This is a genomic window from Streptomyces sp. AC558_RSS880 (assembly GCF_019049255.1).
Taxonomy (GTDB): domain Bacteria; phylum Actinomycetota; class Actinomycetes; order Streptomycetales; family Streptomycetaceae; genus Streptomyces.
On record NZ_JAGMUJ010000161.1, the window covers coordinates 462,211 to 476,262 of the forward strand.

Sequence of the window (14,052 nt, forward strand, 5' to 3'; positions counted from 1 at the left end):
CGCGCCCCTAGAGTGCGTCCGGGGGCCGTAGGGCCGATGCTTGACCTCGTGATGGACGAGACGGAGTTCTGGGAGCTGGTGGACACCGCCCGCGAGGACGCCGGGGGCGATCCGGAGGAGCAGGCCGATCTGCTGGTGGAGCGGCTCGTGCGGCTGGACCCGGAGGCGGTCCTGGACTTCGCCCGTCACTTCGAGTCCCGCTACCACCGCGCGTACCACTGGGACCTGTGGGGTGCCGCCTGGGTGCTGCTGGGCGGGGCGAGCGACGACGCCTTCGACTACTTCCGGTGCTGGCTGATCGGCCAGGGCCGGGAGGTGTTCGAGGGGGCGCTGCACGACCCGGACGCGCTGGCCGAGCTGCTGGACGACTTCGACGAGGAGATCGACGGCGACGGCGAGGACCTCGGCTACGCGGCGGACGAGGCGTACGAGCAGCTCACCGGCACGGTGGCGCCCGACCTCGACCTGCCCCCGGCCCCCGTGGAGCCGGAGGGCACGCCGCTCGACTTCGAGAACGAGGCCCTGCTCGCCGAACGCTACCCGCGGCTGTGGGAGCGGTTCGGGAGCTGAGCCGCCTGCCGGTTCACAGGCGCCGGTGGGGGGTCGGCGCGTGGCGCAGGGGGGCGGCGTTGGCCTGCATGAGGGCGGAGGCGGTGTGGGCCGCCGGGCCCAGGACGACGGCGGCGGCGGCGCACAGGGCCGTCCAGGGGCGGCGCAGGGCGTCCGCCCAGGTGGTACTTCGGTCAGGCGTGTCGTTCATGGGACCTGCTCTTCGTTCCGTGTGTCGTTGTCGTTCCGTACTGCGGTCTGGGTGTCGTCGGGCACGGTGTCCTCGGTCGCGCGTCCCTGGAGGCGGGCCGCCAGGGTCCTGATCTCCGGGAGGCGGGCCTTGAGGGCGGCGCCCGGGCAGTCGGTCATGTAGCCGTCACTGTGGCCGGCGACCGCGGGCAGGGTGGCGGTGGTGCCGGCCGCGTAGCGGCTGCCGCCGTTGCTGGAGACCAGCCGGACGTCGGCGCGCGGGTCGGTGCCGGACGTGCCGAGCTTCCAGGCGGCCACGGCGGCGATCGCGCGCAGCATCTCCGGCGGCACCTCCACGCCCTCGGTGAAGGTGCCGAGGGCGGCGATCCCGGTGGTGCGGTGGTTGAAGCCCTGGGTGTGGGCGCCGGTGACGGGGCGGTCGGTGCCGCCCGCGCGGCCCTCGTAGACGGTGCCGCAGCGGTCGACGACGAAGTTGTAGCCGAGGTCGTCCCAGTCACGGGCGCCGGTCTGGCCGTCGTACAGGCTCCGGATGATGCCGGGGGCGTCCGCGCAGTCGTAGCCGTTGGGCGAGTCGGTGTGGTGGACGAAGACGGCGACGACCTCGTCGTCGTAGCGCGGCGGCGGCTGTTCCCGCGCGGTGTCGCCCAGCCAGGCGGAGCGGGGCACGACGGCCGGCCGGGGCGCCTGGTGGAGGGCCGAGGCCCGCGCGGCGGAAGCGGAAAGGGCGGCGGCGTCCTCGGCGGCGTGCTCGACGCCGTAGGCGCACAGCACCAGGGCGACGGCGGCGGCCACGCCCGGCAGACAGCCGAGCGACACCGTGACGGCCCGTGGCGGGCGCGGGACGCCGGGCCCGCCGGGTATCCGGTGGGGGCGGCGCTGCCGCGCTCCGCGCGGTCTCCTGGGGACACGCATGAGCCCACTGTGGGCCGGTCCGCCCACGTCCGCGATCCGTGCTGCGCCACCCGGTGGAACCATCGCCTTGGTCCGCGACGTTTTCCCCGGTACACGCGCGCGTGGCCGCGTTTCCGCGGCCGTCGCGCGCGTGGCTGATCACCGGGCCCCTCCCCCACGTACTGATGGGCCGGTGGTCCCGAGAGAAAGGCGGCGTGCGTGGACCTGCTCGACATCCTGCTGTTGCTGGTCGTCCTGGCCTACGCGGCGTCCGGTTACCGGCGCGGGCTGCTGGCGGGCTGTGTCTCGCTGGCCGGTTTCGTGGGCGGTGCGGTCGTCGGCGTGTGGATCCTGCCGTGGGTGATGGACCCGGTGACGCCGGGGACGACCCGGGCGACGCTGACGGCCGTGTTCACGGTGCTGCTGCCGGCCGTGACGGGCCACGAGCTGGCGGGGCGGCTGGCGCTCAGGCTGCGGCGGGAGCTGGACCGGGGCCCGCTGCGGGTGGCGGACGGGGTCGGCGGGGCGGTGGCCAACTCGGTGGCCGTGCTGATCGTGGCGTGGGTGGTGGCGAGCGTGCTGGGCGCGTCCTCCTCCTCGCTGGTGACGTCGGCGATCCGGGACTCGCGGCTGCTGGGCGCGGTGCAGGACGCGATGCCGGACACCACCCCGGGATGGTTCTCCCGGGCCACGTCGGCGCTGACCGAGGCGGGTTTCCCGCAGGTCTTCAACCCGTTCGAGAACGAGTCGACCGCCGAGGTCGCCGCGCCCACCGGCGACAGCGTCACCGCGGCCGCCACCCGGGCCGCGCAGCGCAGCACGGTGAAGGTCGAGGGCGTCGCGGGCGCCCAGGGCCGCGAGGGCAGCGGCTTCGTGTACGCGACGGAGCACGTGATGACCAACGCCCATGTGGTGGCCGGCATCGACGAGCCGACCGTGCGCGTGGGCGGGGTGGGACGGACGCACGAGGCCCGGGTGGTGCTCTTCGACCCGCGGAAGGACGTGGCCGTGCTGTACGTGCCGGAGCTGCGGGCCCCCGTCCTGGAGTTCGACGACGACGCCGACCGCGGCGACTCGGCGGTCGTCGCGGGCTACCCGCAGGACGGCGACCTCAACCTGCAGGCGGCGACGGTCGCCGGCCGGCTCCAGGCCCGGGGGCAGAACATCTACAACGACGCGGCGGTCACCCGCGAGATCTACTCGATCCGTTCGACCGTCCGCCCCGGCAACTCCGGCGGCCCGCTGCTGACCACGGACGGCCGGGTGTACGGCGTGGTGTTCGCGCGCTCCACCTCGGACGCGGAGACCGGCTACGTGCTGACGGCGGACGAGGTGGCCGGCGACGCCGAGCGCGCGGCGGACGCGACGGCACCGGTGGACACCGGGGAGCCGGTGACGTCGTAGTCCTCGTATGCCTCGTGGGCCCCGTCTGCCTCGTGGGCCCCGTCTGCCCCGTCAGACCAGCGACCGGCCCATCATGACGTCGTCGACGTACTCGCCCCCGACGAAGAACTCCTCCGGCTGCACGCCCTCCACGACGAAGCCCTCGGACGCGTACAGCGTGCGGGCGACGGTGTTGTGGCCGAGCACGCGCAGGGTGATCCGGCGGGCGCCGCGCTCCCGTGCCTCCGTGACGGCGGCCCGCACCAGGGCCCGGCCCACGCCCCGGCCGCGCGCCTCCTCGGCGACGGCGAGGCCGCGGATCTGCCGCACGTGCGCGTTGCTGGCGAGTTCGGTGGCGAAGCCGAGGCGGACGTACCCCACGATCCGTCCCCCGTACTCGGCGACGAGGTGCTCCCGGGGCCCGGACCGCTCGCTGAAGAACGAGTCGTCCGCCGGCCGCGGGACGACGGCGTGCACGGTGGACCAGGTCTCCCGGTCGAGGCGGGCCAGCTCCCCCTCGTCACCGGAACGGGCGATGCGTATGGACGGCTCGGACATGAGGGCCACTGTACGGCCGGGCCCTGACGTCCCGGCCGTGATTTCCGTGCCGTGAGGGGCAGGATGGACGCCATGGAACGTTCCCGAATCGCGGTGGCCGGTGCGTCCGGGCTCATCGGTGGCGCGCTGGCGCGGTCCCTGACGGCGGACGGGCACGAGGTGGTCCGGCTGGTGCGGGGCGCGCCCCGGGCGGCGAACGAGGTCCGGTGGGATCCGGAGCGCGGGTCGGTGGACGCGGCCGGCCTCGCCGGGTGCGACGCGGTGGTCAACCTGGCGGGCGCCGGGGTCGGCGACCGGCGCTGGACGGCGGCCTACAAGGCACGGATCAGGACCAGTCGGGTCGTGGGCACGACCGCGCTCGCCGAGGCCGTCGCCGGGCTGCCCGAGGACGTACGGCCCCGGGTGTTCCTCAACGGCAGCGCGATCGGCTACTACGGCGAGACCGGCGACCGGACGGTGGACGAGAGCGCTCCGCCGGGCGAGGGCTTCCTGCCGGAGCTGTGCGTCGAGTGGGAGGCGGCCGCGGCACCGGCGCGGGAGGCGGGCGTGCGGACGGTGTTCGCGCGCACCGGCCTGGTGGTGGCGCGCGGGGGCGGGGCATGGGGCAGGCTCTTCCCGCTGTTCCGGGCCGGGCTGGGCGGCCGGCTGGGTGACGGACGCCAGTACTGGTCGTTCGTCGCGCTGCACGACGAGGTGGCCGCGCTGCGCCATCTGCTGGACACCGACGGGCTGTCCGGGCCGTTCAACCTGACCGCCCCGCATCCGGTGACCAACCGTGAGATCACCGGGGCGATGGCGCGCGTGCTGCACCGGCCGGCGGTGTTCGCGGTGCCGGCACCGGTGCTGCGGACGGTGCTCGGGGAGATGGCCGGGGAGGTCCTCGGCAGCGCCCGGGTGCTGCCGGCACGGCTGCTGGAGTCCGGCTTCCGGTTCGCGTTCCCCCGGATCGAGGGGGCGGTCCGGGCGGCGCTGTGAGCGCACGGACGTGACCACGGTCCGCCCGGAACCGATCCGGCTCTGAGCCCTCTGCGACCACATCGTGCCCAACCGGCGTGCGTATGCGACCGTCGTGCGCCCGTGCTCTGTCCATGCGCGACTGACCAGGTGCTCGGCCACGGCCCTAACCTCGAGCAGAACTCGGGTATCCCTGGGGCCTGTTGAGGGCATGACGTCTCCAGCGCCCGCGCAACCTCGAGGAGGGGCACGTGCTTGAGCCCACGTACCAGGCGGACGTCGTCGTCGTGGGAGCCGGGGTCGCCGGACTCTCCGCGGCGCGACGGCTGACCAGCGCAGGAGTCACCACCCTGGTCCTGGAGGCCGCCCACGAGGTGGGCGGCCGGATGGCGACCGAGAAGGTCGACGGCTTCCGGCTCGACCGGATCGGACGGCTGCTGTCCACGGCGTATCCCGAACTACGGCCGTCCTCGGGCCTCGACGGGCTGGTGCTGCGGCCCTTCGCGCCCGGCGTCCTGCTGCACAGCGACGGACGGCACCATCGTGCGGGGGTGCAGCCGGGCGTGAGGGGGGCGCGGAGCGCGAGGAGCGCACTCCATGCCGTACGCGCCCTGGCGAGCGCCCCACGGCCGGGAGGCGGGCCCAGGAGGCCGGTGGCCGTGCCCGGACGGCAGGTGTCCGTGCCCCGCAGCCGCACCGGTGCCCCGCTGGGCACGGCGGTCGACCAGGCCCGCCTGGGGGCCGCGTTCAGCAAGCTCGCGGGCACGCCGGTGGAACGGCTGCTGGCCCGGCCCGAGACGACGGCGGCCGAGGCGCTGCCGGCCCGGGGCCTGCCCGCCCGGACCATCGACGGCTTTCTGCGCCCCCTGCTCGCCGCCCTGCTGTGCGATCCGGATCTCACCACGTCCAGCCGGTGCGCGGATCTGGCGCTGCGGGCGTTCGCGAGCGGACGGCTGTGCGTGCCGGAAGGCGGTGCCGAGGCGCTGCCGCGGACGCTGGCGCGGACGCTGCCGCCGGGCACGGTGCACACGGGGGTACGGGTCACCTCCGTGTCGACGACCTCGGTGACCACCGCGGAGCACGGGGAGTTCCGGTGCGGCGCGGTGCTGGTCGCGACCGGGGCGCGGGCCGCCGCCGAGCTGCTGCCCGGGCTGCGGGTGCCGGACTTCCACCCCGTGACGGTGGTGCACCACAGCACCGACGAGGCCCCGGGAACCGGTGCCTCGCTGCTGCTCGACGCCGAGCGGGGCGGGCCGGTGGCGCACACGGCGGTCGTCAGCCGGGTCGACCCGTCCCGGGCCCCGGCCGGGCGCACACTGGTCAGCTCGACGGTCCTGGGGCCGCCCGCACCGGGCATCGACACGGCCGTGCGCATGCACCTGGCCCGGCTGTACGGCGTGTCGACGGCGCGCTGGGAGACGCTGGGCGTGCACCACACCGCGGAGGCGGTGCCGGTGATGCGGCCGCCGCACGATCTGCGGCGGCCGGTGCGGTTGCTGGCGGGGCTGTACGTGTGTGGTGATCATCGGGACACCGGGACGGTGCAGGGGGCGTTGCACTCGGCGCACCGGGCGGCGGCGGCGATCCTGGCGGATCTGGGGGTGGACCGGTCCATGCACACGGCGGATCCGGTACCGAGTGCTCGCGCGGCGTGAGCCGGGGGTGGGGGCGCGCCCGGCCCCTTCCGTCTCCCGCGACCGCGGGCAGTCGTGCCGCTGGGGCGGCACGGGTGGGCGCGACGGTACCCCGCAAGCGCCGGGCCGCGCGACCCACCCCCGGCCCGCACCAACACGGGGCACTCGCAAAGCGACGAGGCGGGGGGTGGGCGCCCGTAGTGGCCGGCGCGTCCGCGCCCCGCACCCCCACCCGCCGCAGGCGTCGGACGCGGGTTCAGCCGTACGCCGCGATCCTGTCGCGGTACGTGCGCACGGGAGCCGCGTCCCGGTACGGCTCCAGCTTCCGTTCGAAGTCCCGGACGTACTCGACGGCCCGCACCGACCGCATCTCCGCCGCCTGACCGGCCGCCTCGGCGGCCAGCTGGCACGCCTGGTCCAGCTCCCCCAGGCCGAGCCGGGCGGTCGCCAGCACCATCCGGCAGAAGAGCCGGCTCCGGGCGTACCCCGGCGCCCGCAACCGCAGCGACCGCTCCGCATGCTGCGCGGCGGCCCGGAACTGCTGCAGGTCCCGGTGGCAGTGCCCGAACTCGTCGGCGAGCTGCGCCTCGTCGAAGAAGCGCGCCCAGTACGGAACCTCGTCACCGGGCCGCGCGCCCTCCAGCGCCCGCTCCGCGCGCACCAGCGCCGCCGTACAGGCCCGCACCTCCCCCAGCACCCCGTGCCCCCGCGCCTCGGCCGCGTGCAGCAGGGCCTGCACGACCGGCGGCCCTGACCCGCCCGCCCCCTGCTGGGCGACCCGCGCGAGCTGCACGGCCTCCCGCCCGTGCCCGAGGTAGACGGCCTGCCGGCTCATGGTGACCAGGACGTAGGCACCGTACGGCCGGTCCCCCGCCGCCTGCGCCAGCCGCAGTGCCTGCACGAAGTACCGCTGCGCGAGCCCGTGCGCCGCGATGTCGTACGACGTCCACCCGGCCAGCCGCGTCAGGTCCGCGGCGGCCGCGAACAGCCGCCGCCCGGTCTGCTCGCCGTACGTGCCGCGCAGCATCGGCTCGCACTCGTGCTCCAGGTACCGCACGAGGGCCTGGCGGGCGTGCCCGCCGCCGTACGCGTCGTCGAGCGTGCGGAACAGCTCACCGACCGAACGCAGCGCCGCGATGTCGCCGCCGGTGACCCGGTGGCCCGGACCGCGTTCGGCCGTGGCACGCCGGCGCGCGAGCAGTTCGGCCGGACGGACCGGCGGCCGGCCCTGCGCCGGCACCCGTACCGGCACCGGCGGCTCCGCCCGGGCCACCTTCTCGTCCGCCCGCCCGATCAGCCAGTCCCGGCTCGGCACGACCAGCCCCGCCGAGGTGAAGGCGATCTTCCGCAGCTCGGCGTGGCTGCCGGAGTCCTTGCGCCACAGCCCGCTGACGATGTCGACGGCCTCCTCGGGGGTGGCGGCGAACTCCAGCCCCGCGTAGACCGGCGCACAGGCGTCCAGCCCCAGGTCCTGCGCGGTCAGGCGGCGGCCCAGACGCCGGGTGAAGACCTCGGCGATCAGCGCCGGCGTCGTACCGCGAGGCTGCTGCCCGCGCAGCCAGCGGGTGACGGACGTCTTGTCGTATCTCAGGTCGAGCCCGTGTTCGAGACCGAGCTGGTCCACGCGCCGGGCGAGTCCCGCGTTGGAGAACCCCGCTTCTGCGATGAGCGCGGCGAGCTGTCGGTTGGGGGTGCGCTGCGCGGGTCGTTCCGTCATCTGCGGTGCGGTCTCCTGCCTTCCGGCTGAGCGAGGTGCCCGGATTGCCTGTGAGCAGCCCTTATGGCCACGTGGACGGCGCGAATGTAGCGGAGAGTAAGCACCCGATCGCGGGCTTCACCCGGCATTCATCCGATCGTGTGAGGATTGCCCGAAAGCTGACGGCCACCCCGGACGGACGCCGCCGACCGGACGCCGCCGACCGGCACCCACTCGAACGGTCGTACAGTGGCGTGGGCGCGTTTCGTGCCTGACGACCTTCTAGGGAGGCGCTTGCCGTGAGCGAGTTGCGGTTCGTGCGGATGGGCTTCGGGGCCGAGGCCGTGGACTACCAGGTGGCCTGGGACGAGCAGCGCCGGGTGCACGCGGCACGGTTCGCCGACGAGGTGCCCGACACCGTGATCCTCCTGGAGCACCCCCCGGTCTACACGGCCGGCCGCCGCACCGCGGACAGCGAACGCCCGCTCGACGGCACCCCGGTCATCGACGTGGACCGCGGCGGCAAGATCACCTGGCACGGCCCCGGCCAGCTGGTGGGCTACCCGATCCAGAAGCTGCCCCGCCCGGTGGACGTGGTCGCGCACGTCCGCCGCCTGGAGGAGGCCCTGATCCGCACCTGCGCGGAGTTCGGCCTGGAGACCACGCGGGTCGAGGGCCGCAGCGGGGTGTGGGTGCTGGGCGACCCGGTGGAGCAGCGCCCGGCGCTCGGCGGACTCTCCCTGGACTTCGACCCCCGGCTGCACGACGACGAGTTCGACCCCCGCCTCAACGGCCCGGAGTACGCGCCCTCCAACGCCGGCCAGCGCCGCGAGGACCGCAAGATCGCCGCGATCGGCATCCGCGTGGCCAAGGGCGTCACGATGCACGGCTTCGCGCTGAACGTGAACCCCGACAACAAGTGGTTCGACAAGATCATCCCGTGCGGCATCCGCGACGCGGGCGTCGCCTCCCTGGCGAACGAGCTGGGCCGCGACATCACGATCGCCGAGGTGCTCCCCGTCGCGGAGCGCCACCTCCGGGACATCCTGGAGAACGCGGAACCGAAGCCCCGGGTCATCGAGAAGGCACCGGCATAAAAACAGCCCGTCCGGCGTTGCACGTCACGGCCGAACAGGCCGCAGCGAGGACCGGGGGCGGCTTCCCTCAGCAGGCCGACACCCTCGCCGGGCATTCAAATCAACGGGCGTACGCTTGAGCACGCCGAAGAATCAATCGCTAGGGAGCCGGTCGTGTCCGCAGTCGCACCCGACGGACGCAAGATGCTGCGCCTGGAGGTCCGCAACAGCCAGACCCCCATCGAGCGCAAGCCCGAGTGGATCAAGACCCGGGCGAAAATGGGCCCCGAGTACTCCAAGATGCAGAACCTCGTGAAGAGCGAGGGGCTGCACACGGTCTGCCAGGAAGCCGGCTGTCCGAACATCTACGAGTGCTGGGAGGACCGCGAGGCGACCTTCCTCATCGGCGGCGACCAGTGCACCCGGCGGTGCGACTTCTGCCAGATCGACACCGGCAAGCCCGAGGCCCTCGACCGTGACGAGCCGCGCCGCGTGGGCGAGTCCGTGGTCACCATGGACCTGAACTACGCCACCATCACCGGCGTCGCCCGCGACGACCTGGAGGACGGCGGCGCCTGGCTGTACGCGGAGACCGTGCGCCAGATCCACGCGCAGACGGCGGAGCGCGAGGCCGGCCGCACCAAGGTCGAGCTGCTCGCCCCCGACTTCAACGCCGTACCGGAGCAGCTGGCGGAGGTCTTCTCCTCCCGCCCCGAGGTCTTCGCGCACAACGTCGAGACGGTGCCCCGGATCTTCAAGCGGATCCGCCCCGGCTTCCGCTACGACCGCTCCCTGAAGGTCATCACCGAGGCCCGCGACTACGGCCTGGTCACCAAGTCCAACCTGATCCTCGGCATGGGCGAGACCCGCGAGGAGGTCAGCGAGGCGCTGAAGCAGCTGCACGACGCCGGTTGCGAGCTGGTCACCATCACGCAGTACCTGCGGCCCTCCGTGCGCCACCACCCCGTGGAGCGCTGGGTGAAGCCGCACGAGTTCGTGGAGCTGAAGGAGGAGGCCGAGCAGATCGGCTTCTCCGGCGTGATGTCCGGCCCGCTGGTCCGCTCCTCGTACCGCGCCGGCCGCCTGTACCAGATGGCCGTCGAGAAGCGCGGCGCGTACGTGGCCTCCCAGGCCGTCTGACAGCACCCCTCCCGGGCCGTCCGGCAGCACCCCCTCCCGGGCCCGTCCGGCAGCACCCTCCCCCGGCCGTCCGACGGCGCCCTCCCGGGCCCGTCCGACGGCGCCCGGAGCCGGCCGGCACCACGCCACCGACGGCGTGTGAATTCACGCACAAGGCCCTACCCGCCAGTAATGGCCGAGACGACGCGGTCCCGACCGTCCTCGCAGTTGAGGGCACAGGTCGGGGCCGCGTCGGCGTCCCGGACCCTCCCACCGAGGCTTCATGCCTGTTTGACCGGTCGGTCACGCCCTGGTAACACCAGTCAGTGAGCCTGGAATCACCGCACGTACACCCCTGTCCACCGGCACCGAGGGAGACCTCCACCATGCAGGCCGCGCCCGTCCGCGCCACCGCCATCCCGTCCTTCACCACCGCACTGCGCGCCGTCGAGTCGCTGCTGATGAGCGGCGGCCAGCGCACCGCCCGCCGCAACGCCTGGACCTCGGTGCTGGAGGACCGCCGCCGCGCCAAGGACCGGCTCGAGGCACAGCGCGTCCTCGACCAGGCTCCGAGCGCCCCGTCCCCGAGCACCCTGCCCCTGAGCACTCCGTCCCTGACGACCCGCCCCTGACCGACCGCCCCCGGCGGGGACACGTAGACTTCATGGCATGGCGAGGAAGGAAACCGCAGCGGACGCTGCGAACCCCGGGCGACTCAAGCAGATCGCCCTGACCTACAAGATGACCCGCAGGGCCGACAAGAAGATCGGTCTTGTACTCGCGGCTGTCGGAATCGTCACCTTCGGTGTCTTCCTCGCGATCGGCTTCTTGATCGGGCACCCCATCTATCTCGGCATCCTGGGCCTCCTGCTCGCCTTCCTCGCGACGGCGATCGTCTTCGGGCGCCGGGCCGAGCGGGCCGCCTTCGGGCAGATGGAGGGACAGCCGGGCGCCGCCGCGGCCGTGCTCGACAACATCGGCCGGGGCTGGACGACGACCCCCGCGGTGGCGATGAACCGCAACCAGGACGTGGTGCACCGCGCGGTCGGCAAGGCCGGCATCGTGCTGGTCGCCGAGGGCAACCCGAACCGGGTGAAGAGCCTGCTGGCCGCCGAGAAGAAGAAGATGAACCGCATCGTCGCGGACGTCCCGGTGCACGACCTGATCGTGGGCACCGGCGAGGGCCAGGTCGAGCTGAAGAAGGTCCGCACGACCATGCTCAAGCTGCCCCGCGTGCTCACCGGCCCGCAGGTCACCGCGACCAACGACCGGCTGCGCGCCCTGGGCGACCTGATGAGCAACATGCCGCTGCCGAAGGGCCCGATGCCCAAGGGCATGAGGCTGCCGAAGGGCGGCGGACCGAGGGGCCGCTGACCCACCCCTTCCTCTACGCCGACGGGGGCGCCGGAATCACTTCCGGCGCCCCCGTCGGCGTACCCCGTCACATCCGCCGGAAGCGGGTGTCAGATCCGCACCTCGACCGTACGGGCCAGCCGGTCGTGCAGGCCGCGGCCGTCACGGTCCCAGATCAGCGCGGGGACGGCGAGGCACAGCAGCGCGGAGCGCACCAGCCCGCGCAGCGGCTGGACCCGGCCGGTGTCGAGGGCGACCACCCGCAGCCCGAACAACCGCTTGCCGGGCGTGAAGCCGACCGTGCCGACGGTGAGGACGCTCAGCACGAGGAACACCAGCAGCGCCCAGTTGCTGGTCGTCTGTCCGTAGTAGCCGTCGGTGATCAGGCCGTATGCGATCAGGACGCACAGACCCCAGTCCACGGCGAGGGCGCCGAGCCTGCGGCCGGGGCGTGCGATCGAGCCCGGTCCGTCCTCCGGCAGCCCCAGCTGCTCACCCCGGTAACCGAACTCGGCACCGGCGTCCTCCAGGGCCGCGCGGGGCCCGGAGAGCCATGATCCGATTGCTTGCCTGTTGTCCACCCGTCCACGGTACTGCGCCCGGATATGACCACAGGACGGCGGGGTGCGCCGGGGCTACCGTGGGAGAGGGGCCGGTTAACTTGTGCGAAACAAATGGGTCACGCCCGAGAAATGACCCGTCCCTAGGGTCGAGGGGAGCGTGTGCCACCCGCACTGGCCACACGAACGGTCTACCACCCCGGCGGGACGGTCGGGAGTAGGAGGAGCTGGATGTTCCAGAACGCCGACGACGCCAAGAAGTACCTCGCGGACGAGGACGTCAAGTTCATCGACGTCCGGTTCTGCGACCTCCCGGGTGTGATGCAGCACGTCACGATCCCTGCCGAGGCGTTCGACCCGGACGAGGAGCTGGCGTTCGACGGATCGTCGATCCGTGGCTTCCAGGCCATCCACGAGTCCGACATGTCGCTGCGCGCGGACCTGTCGACCGCCCGGGTCGACCCGTTCCGCCGTGACAAGACGCTGAACATCAACTTCTTCATCCACGACCCGATCACGGGCGAGCAGTACTCCCGCGACCCGCGCAACGTGGCCAAGAAGGCCGAGGCGTACCTGGCCTCCACCGGGATCGCGGACACCGCGTACTTCGGTCCCGAGGCCGAGTTCTACGTCTTCGACAGCGTGCGCTTCAAGACGTCCGAGAACGAGTCCTTCTACCACATCGACTCCGAGGCGGGCGCCTGGAACACCGGTGCGCTGGAGGACAACCGCGGTTACAAGGTCCGCTACAAGGGCGGCTACTTCCCGGTCCCGCCGGTCGACCACTTCGCCGACCTGCGCGCCGAGATGTCCCTGGAGCTGGCCAAGGCCGGCCTGAAGGTCGAGCGCCAGCACCACGAGGTGGGCACCGCCGGCCAGGCCGAGATCAACTACCGGTTCAACACCCTGCTCGCCGCCGCCGACGACCTGCAGCTCTTCAAGTACATCGTGAAGAACGTCGCCTGGCGCAACGGCAAGACCGCGACCTTCATGCCGAAGCCGATCTTCGGTGACAACGGCTCGGGCATGCACGTCCACCAGTCGCTGTGGGCGGGCGGCGAGCCGCTCTTCTACGACGAGCAGGGCTACGCCGGCCTGTCGGACACCGCCCGCTACTACATCGGCGGCATCCTCAAGCACGCGCCGTCGCTGCTGGCCTTCACCAACCCGACGGTGAACTCGTACCACCGCCTGGTGCCGGGCTTCGAGGCCCCGGTGAACCTGGTGTACTCGCAGCGCAACCGCTCCGCCGCGATGCGCATCCCGATCACCGGCTCCAACCCGAAGGCCAAGCGCGTCGAGTTCCGCGCCCCGGACGCCTCCGGCAACCCGTACCTGGCCTTCTCGGCCCTGCTGCTCGCGGGCCTGGACGGCATCAAGAACAAGATCGAGCCGGCCGAGCCGATCGACAAGGACCTCTACGAGCTGGCTCCCGAGGAGCACGCGAACGTGGCCCAGGTCCCGACCTCCCTCGGCGCGGTCCTCGACCGCCTCGAGGCCGACCACGAGTTCCTCCTCCAGGGCGACGTCTTCACGCCGGACCTGATCGAGACGTGGATCGACTTCAAGCGCGCCAACGAGATCGCCCCGCTGCAGCTGCGCCCGCACCCGCACGAGTTCGAGCTCTACTTCGACGTGTGATCGGGCCACGGCGCCCCGCCCCCGGTTCCTCCGGGGGCGGGGCGCCGTCGTGTGTCCGGAAAGCTTCCCTCTCCGTACCCGGAGGGGGGATCCTTGGTCCGACACCGTTGTTCGAGAGAAGGTCACGGGGATGTCCGAAAGGGACGACGAGGAGCGGGAGTTCGACATCAAGTGGGCGGACGGCGCCACGCACAAGGAGCCGTCGGCGCGGGCCCGGATGCTCGCCGCGCGCTGGAAGGACAACCCGCCCGGACCGGTCCCGTTCCGCGGTGAACCGGAGTACCGGGGATCGTCGGGCCGCTCGTCGTGGGTGTCGACGGCCGTCGTGCTCGGGTGTGTCGTCGCGGTGATCGTGCTGCTCGGCTACGTCAACTTCCGCCCGTACTGATCCCGGCGACGCGGCGTGCCCGCCAGGCTCCGGCCCGCGT

Annotated in this window: 15 protein-coding genes; 10 read left to right on the plus strand and 5 right to left on the minus strand. The window is 73.0% G+C overall.

What is annotated here, in order from left to right:
- The first annotated feature begins 51 nt into the window (after positions 1 to 51).
- On the plus strand, positions 52 to 570 hold the full coding sequence (locus KUM38_RS38150; protein ID WP_217136853.1) for a DUF4240 domain-containing protein: 519 nt from the start codon (positions 52 to 54) through the stop codon (positions 568 to 570).
- Between the two features lie 13 nt (positions 571 to 583).
- Here KUM38_RS38150 and KUM38_RS38155 read toward each other — a convergent pair whose 3' ends face one another.
- Complete coding sequence (locus KUM38_RS38155; protein ID WP_217136717.1) at positions 584 to 760, minus strand: hypothetical protein; 177 nt, start codon at positions 758 to 760, stop codon at positions 584 to 586.
- Positions 757 to 1,671: a peptidoglycan recognition protein gene (locus KUM38_RS38160; protein ID WP_254398300.1), complete on the minus strand. Its 915-nt coding sequence runs from the start codon at positions 1,669 to 1,671 to the stop codon at positions 757 to 759. Before KUM38_RS38160 ends, KUM38_RS38155 begins: the two co-directional genes overlap by 4 nt.
- Positions 1,672 to 1,869: 198 nt before the next feature.
- Here KUM38_RS38160 and KUM38_RS38165 point away from each other — a divergent pair, with 198 nt between their 5' ends.
- Entirely contained in the window at positions 1,870 to 3,054 is a 1,185-nt protein-coding gene (locus KUM38_RS38165) for a MarP family serine protease (protein WP_217136719.1), read from the plus strand.
- A 51-nt stretch (positions 3,055 to 3,105) separates the two neighbouring features.
- Here KUM38_RS38165 and KUM38_RS38170 read toward each other — a convergent pair whose 3' ends face one another.
- Positions 3,106 to 3,591 (minus strand): GNAT family N-acetyltransferase, encoded by a 486-nt coding sequence (locus tag KUM38_RS38170; protein WP_217136720.1) that lies wholly within the window; start codon positions 3,589 to 3,591, stop codon positions 3,106 to 3,108.
- Between the two features lie 72 nt (positions 3,592 to 3,663).
- Between KUM38_RS38170 and KUM38_RS38175 the strand changes: the two genes are divergently transcribed.
- Both KUM38_RS38175 and KUM38_RS38180 read left to right on the plus strand, forming a co-directional pair.
- Complete coding sequence (locus tag KUM38_RS38175; RefSeq protein WP_217136721.1) at positions 3,664 to 4,566, plus strand: TIGR01777 family oxidoreductase; 903 nt, start codon at positions 3,664 to 3,666, stop codon at positions 4,564 to 4,566.
- 230 nt (positions 4,567 to 4,796) lie between these two features.
- The gene (locus tag KUM38_RS38180; protein ID WP_217136722.1) at positions 4,797 to 6,200 is read left to right on the plus strand and encodes an NAD(P)/FAD-dependent oxidoreductase; all 1,404 of its coding nucleotides are present in this window, start codon (positions 4,797 to 4,799) and stop codon (positions 6,198 to 6,200) included.
- Positions 6,201 to 6,435: 235 nt separating this feature from the next.
- Here KUM38_RS38180 and KUM38_RS38185 read toward each other — a convergent pair whose 3' ends face one another.
- Complete coding sequence (locus KUM38_RS38185; protein ID WP_217136723.1) at positions 6,436 to 7,896, minus strand: regulator; 1,461 nt, start codon at positions 7,894 to 7,896, stop codon at positions 6,436 to 6,438.
- Between the two features lie 278 nt (positions 7,897 to 8,174).
- Between KUM38_RS38185 and lipB the strand changes: the two genes are divergently transcribed.
- The 4 genes from lipB to KUM38_RS38205 all read left to right on the plus strand — a co-directional run bounded on the left by lipB (position 8,175) and on the right by KUM38_RS38205 (position 11,444).
- Positions 8,175 to 8,972, plus strand: coding sequence for a lipoyl(octanoyl) transferase LipB (lipB, locus tag KUM38_RS38190; protein WP_217136724.1), 798 nt, complete (start codon positions 8,175 to 8,177; stop codon positions 8,970 to 8,972).
- Between the two features lie 153 nt (positions 8,973 to 9,125).
- Entirely contained in the window at positions 9,126 to 10,091 is a 966-nt protein-coding gene (lipA, locus tag KUM38_RS38195) for a lipoyl synthase (RefSeq protein ID WP_217136725.1), read from the plus strand.
- A 365-nt stretch (positions 10,092 to 10,456) separates the two neighbouring features.
- Entirely contained in the window at positions 10,457 to 10,702 is a 246-nt protein-coding gene (locus KUM38_RS38200) for a hypothetical protein (RefSeq protein WP_217136726.1), read from the plus strand.
- 37 nt (positions 10,703 to 10,739) lie between these two features.
- The gene (locus tag KUM38_RS38205; protein WP_073935628.1) at positions 10,740 to 11,444 is read left to right on the plus strand and encodes a DUF4191 domain-containing protein; all 705 of its coding nucleotides are present in this window, start codon (positions 10,740 to 10,742) and stop codon (positions 11,442 to 11,444) included.
- 89 nt (positions 11,445 to 11,533) lie between these two features.
- Here the strand turns inward: KUM38_RS38205 and KUM38_RS38210 are convergent, their stop codons facing one another.
- Positions 11,534 to 12,004, minus strand: coding sequence for an RDD family protein (locus tag KUM38_RS38210; RefSeq protein WP_217136727.1), 471 nt, complete (start codon positions 12,002 to 12,004; stop codon positions 11,534 to 11,536).
- 210 nt (positions 12,005 to 12,214) lie between these two features.
- Here KUM38_RS38210 and glnA point away from each other — a divergent pair, with 210 nt between their 5' ends.
- Positions 12,215 to 13,624, plus strand: a complete 1,410-nt coding sequence (gene glnA / locus KUM38_RS38215; protein ID WP_217136728.1) for a type I glutamate--ammonia ligase — start codon at positions 12,215 to 12,217, stop codon at positions 13,622 to 13,624.
- A 130-nt stretch (positions 13,625 to 13,754) separates the two neighbouring features.
- Positions 13,755 to 14,012 carry a hypothetical protein gene (locus KUM38_RS38220; RefSeq protein ID WP_217136729.1) on the plus strand — a complete coding sequence of 86 codons (258 nt, stop codon included), beginning with the start codon at positions 13,755 to 13,757 and terminating at the stop codon, positions 14,010 to 14,012.
- The last annotated feature ends 40 nt before the right edge of the window (positions 14,013 to 14,052 follow it).

What these genes read in the sequence shown, in the direction of transcription:
- KUM38_RS38175 (WP_217136721.1), top strand. Translation starts at nt 3,664, where the DNA reads ATGGAACGTTCCCGAATCGCGGTGGCCGGTGCGTCCGGGCTCATCGGT.
- KUM38_RS38170 (WP_217136720.1), bottom strand. Translation starts at nt 3,591, where the DNA reads ATGTCCGAGCCGTCCATACGCATCGCCCGTTCCGGTGACGAGGGGGAG.
- KUM38_RS38220 (WP_217136729.1), top strand. Translation starts at nt 13,755, where the DNA reads ATGTCCGAAAGGGACGACGAGGAGCGGGAGTTCGACATCAAGTGGGCG.
- KUM38_RS38185 (WP_217136723.1), bottom strand. Translation starts at nt 7,896, where the DNA reads ATGACGGAACGACCCGCGCAGCGCACCCCCAACCGACAGCTCGCCGCG.
- KUM38_RS38155 (WP_217136717.1), bottom strand. Translation starts at nt 760, where the DNA reads ATGAACGACACGCCTGACCGAAGTACCACCTGGGCGGACGCCCTGCGC.
- KUM38_RS38205 (WP_073935628.1), top strand. Translation starts at nt 10,740, where the DNA reads ATGGCGAGGAAGGAAACCGCAGCGGACGCTGCGAACCCCGGGCGACTC.
- KUM38_RS38150 (WP_217136853.1), top strand. Translation starts at nt 52, where the DNA reads ATGGACGAGACGGAGTTCTGGGAGCTGGTGGACACCGCCCGCGAGGAC.
- KUM38_RS38160 (WP_254398300.1), bottom strand. Translation starts at nt 1,671, where the DNA reads ATGCGTGTCCCCAGGAGACCGCGCGGAGCGCGGCAGCGCCGCCCCCAC.
- KUM38_RS38200 (WP_217136726.1), top strand. Translation starts at nt 10,457, where the DNA reads ATGCAGGCCGCGCCCGTCCGCGCCACCGCCATCCCGTCCTTCACCACC.
- glnA (WP_217136728.1), top strand. Translation starts at nt 12,215, where the DNA reads ATGTTCCAGAACGCCGACGACGCCAAGAAGTACCTCGCGGACGAGGAC.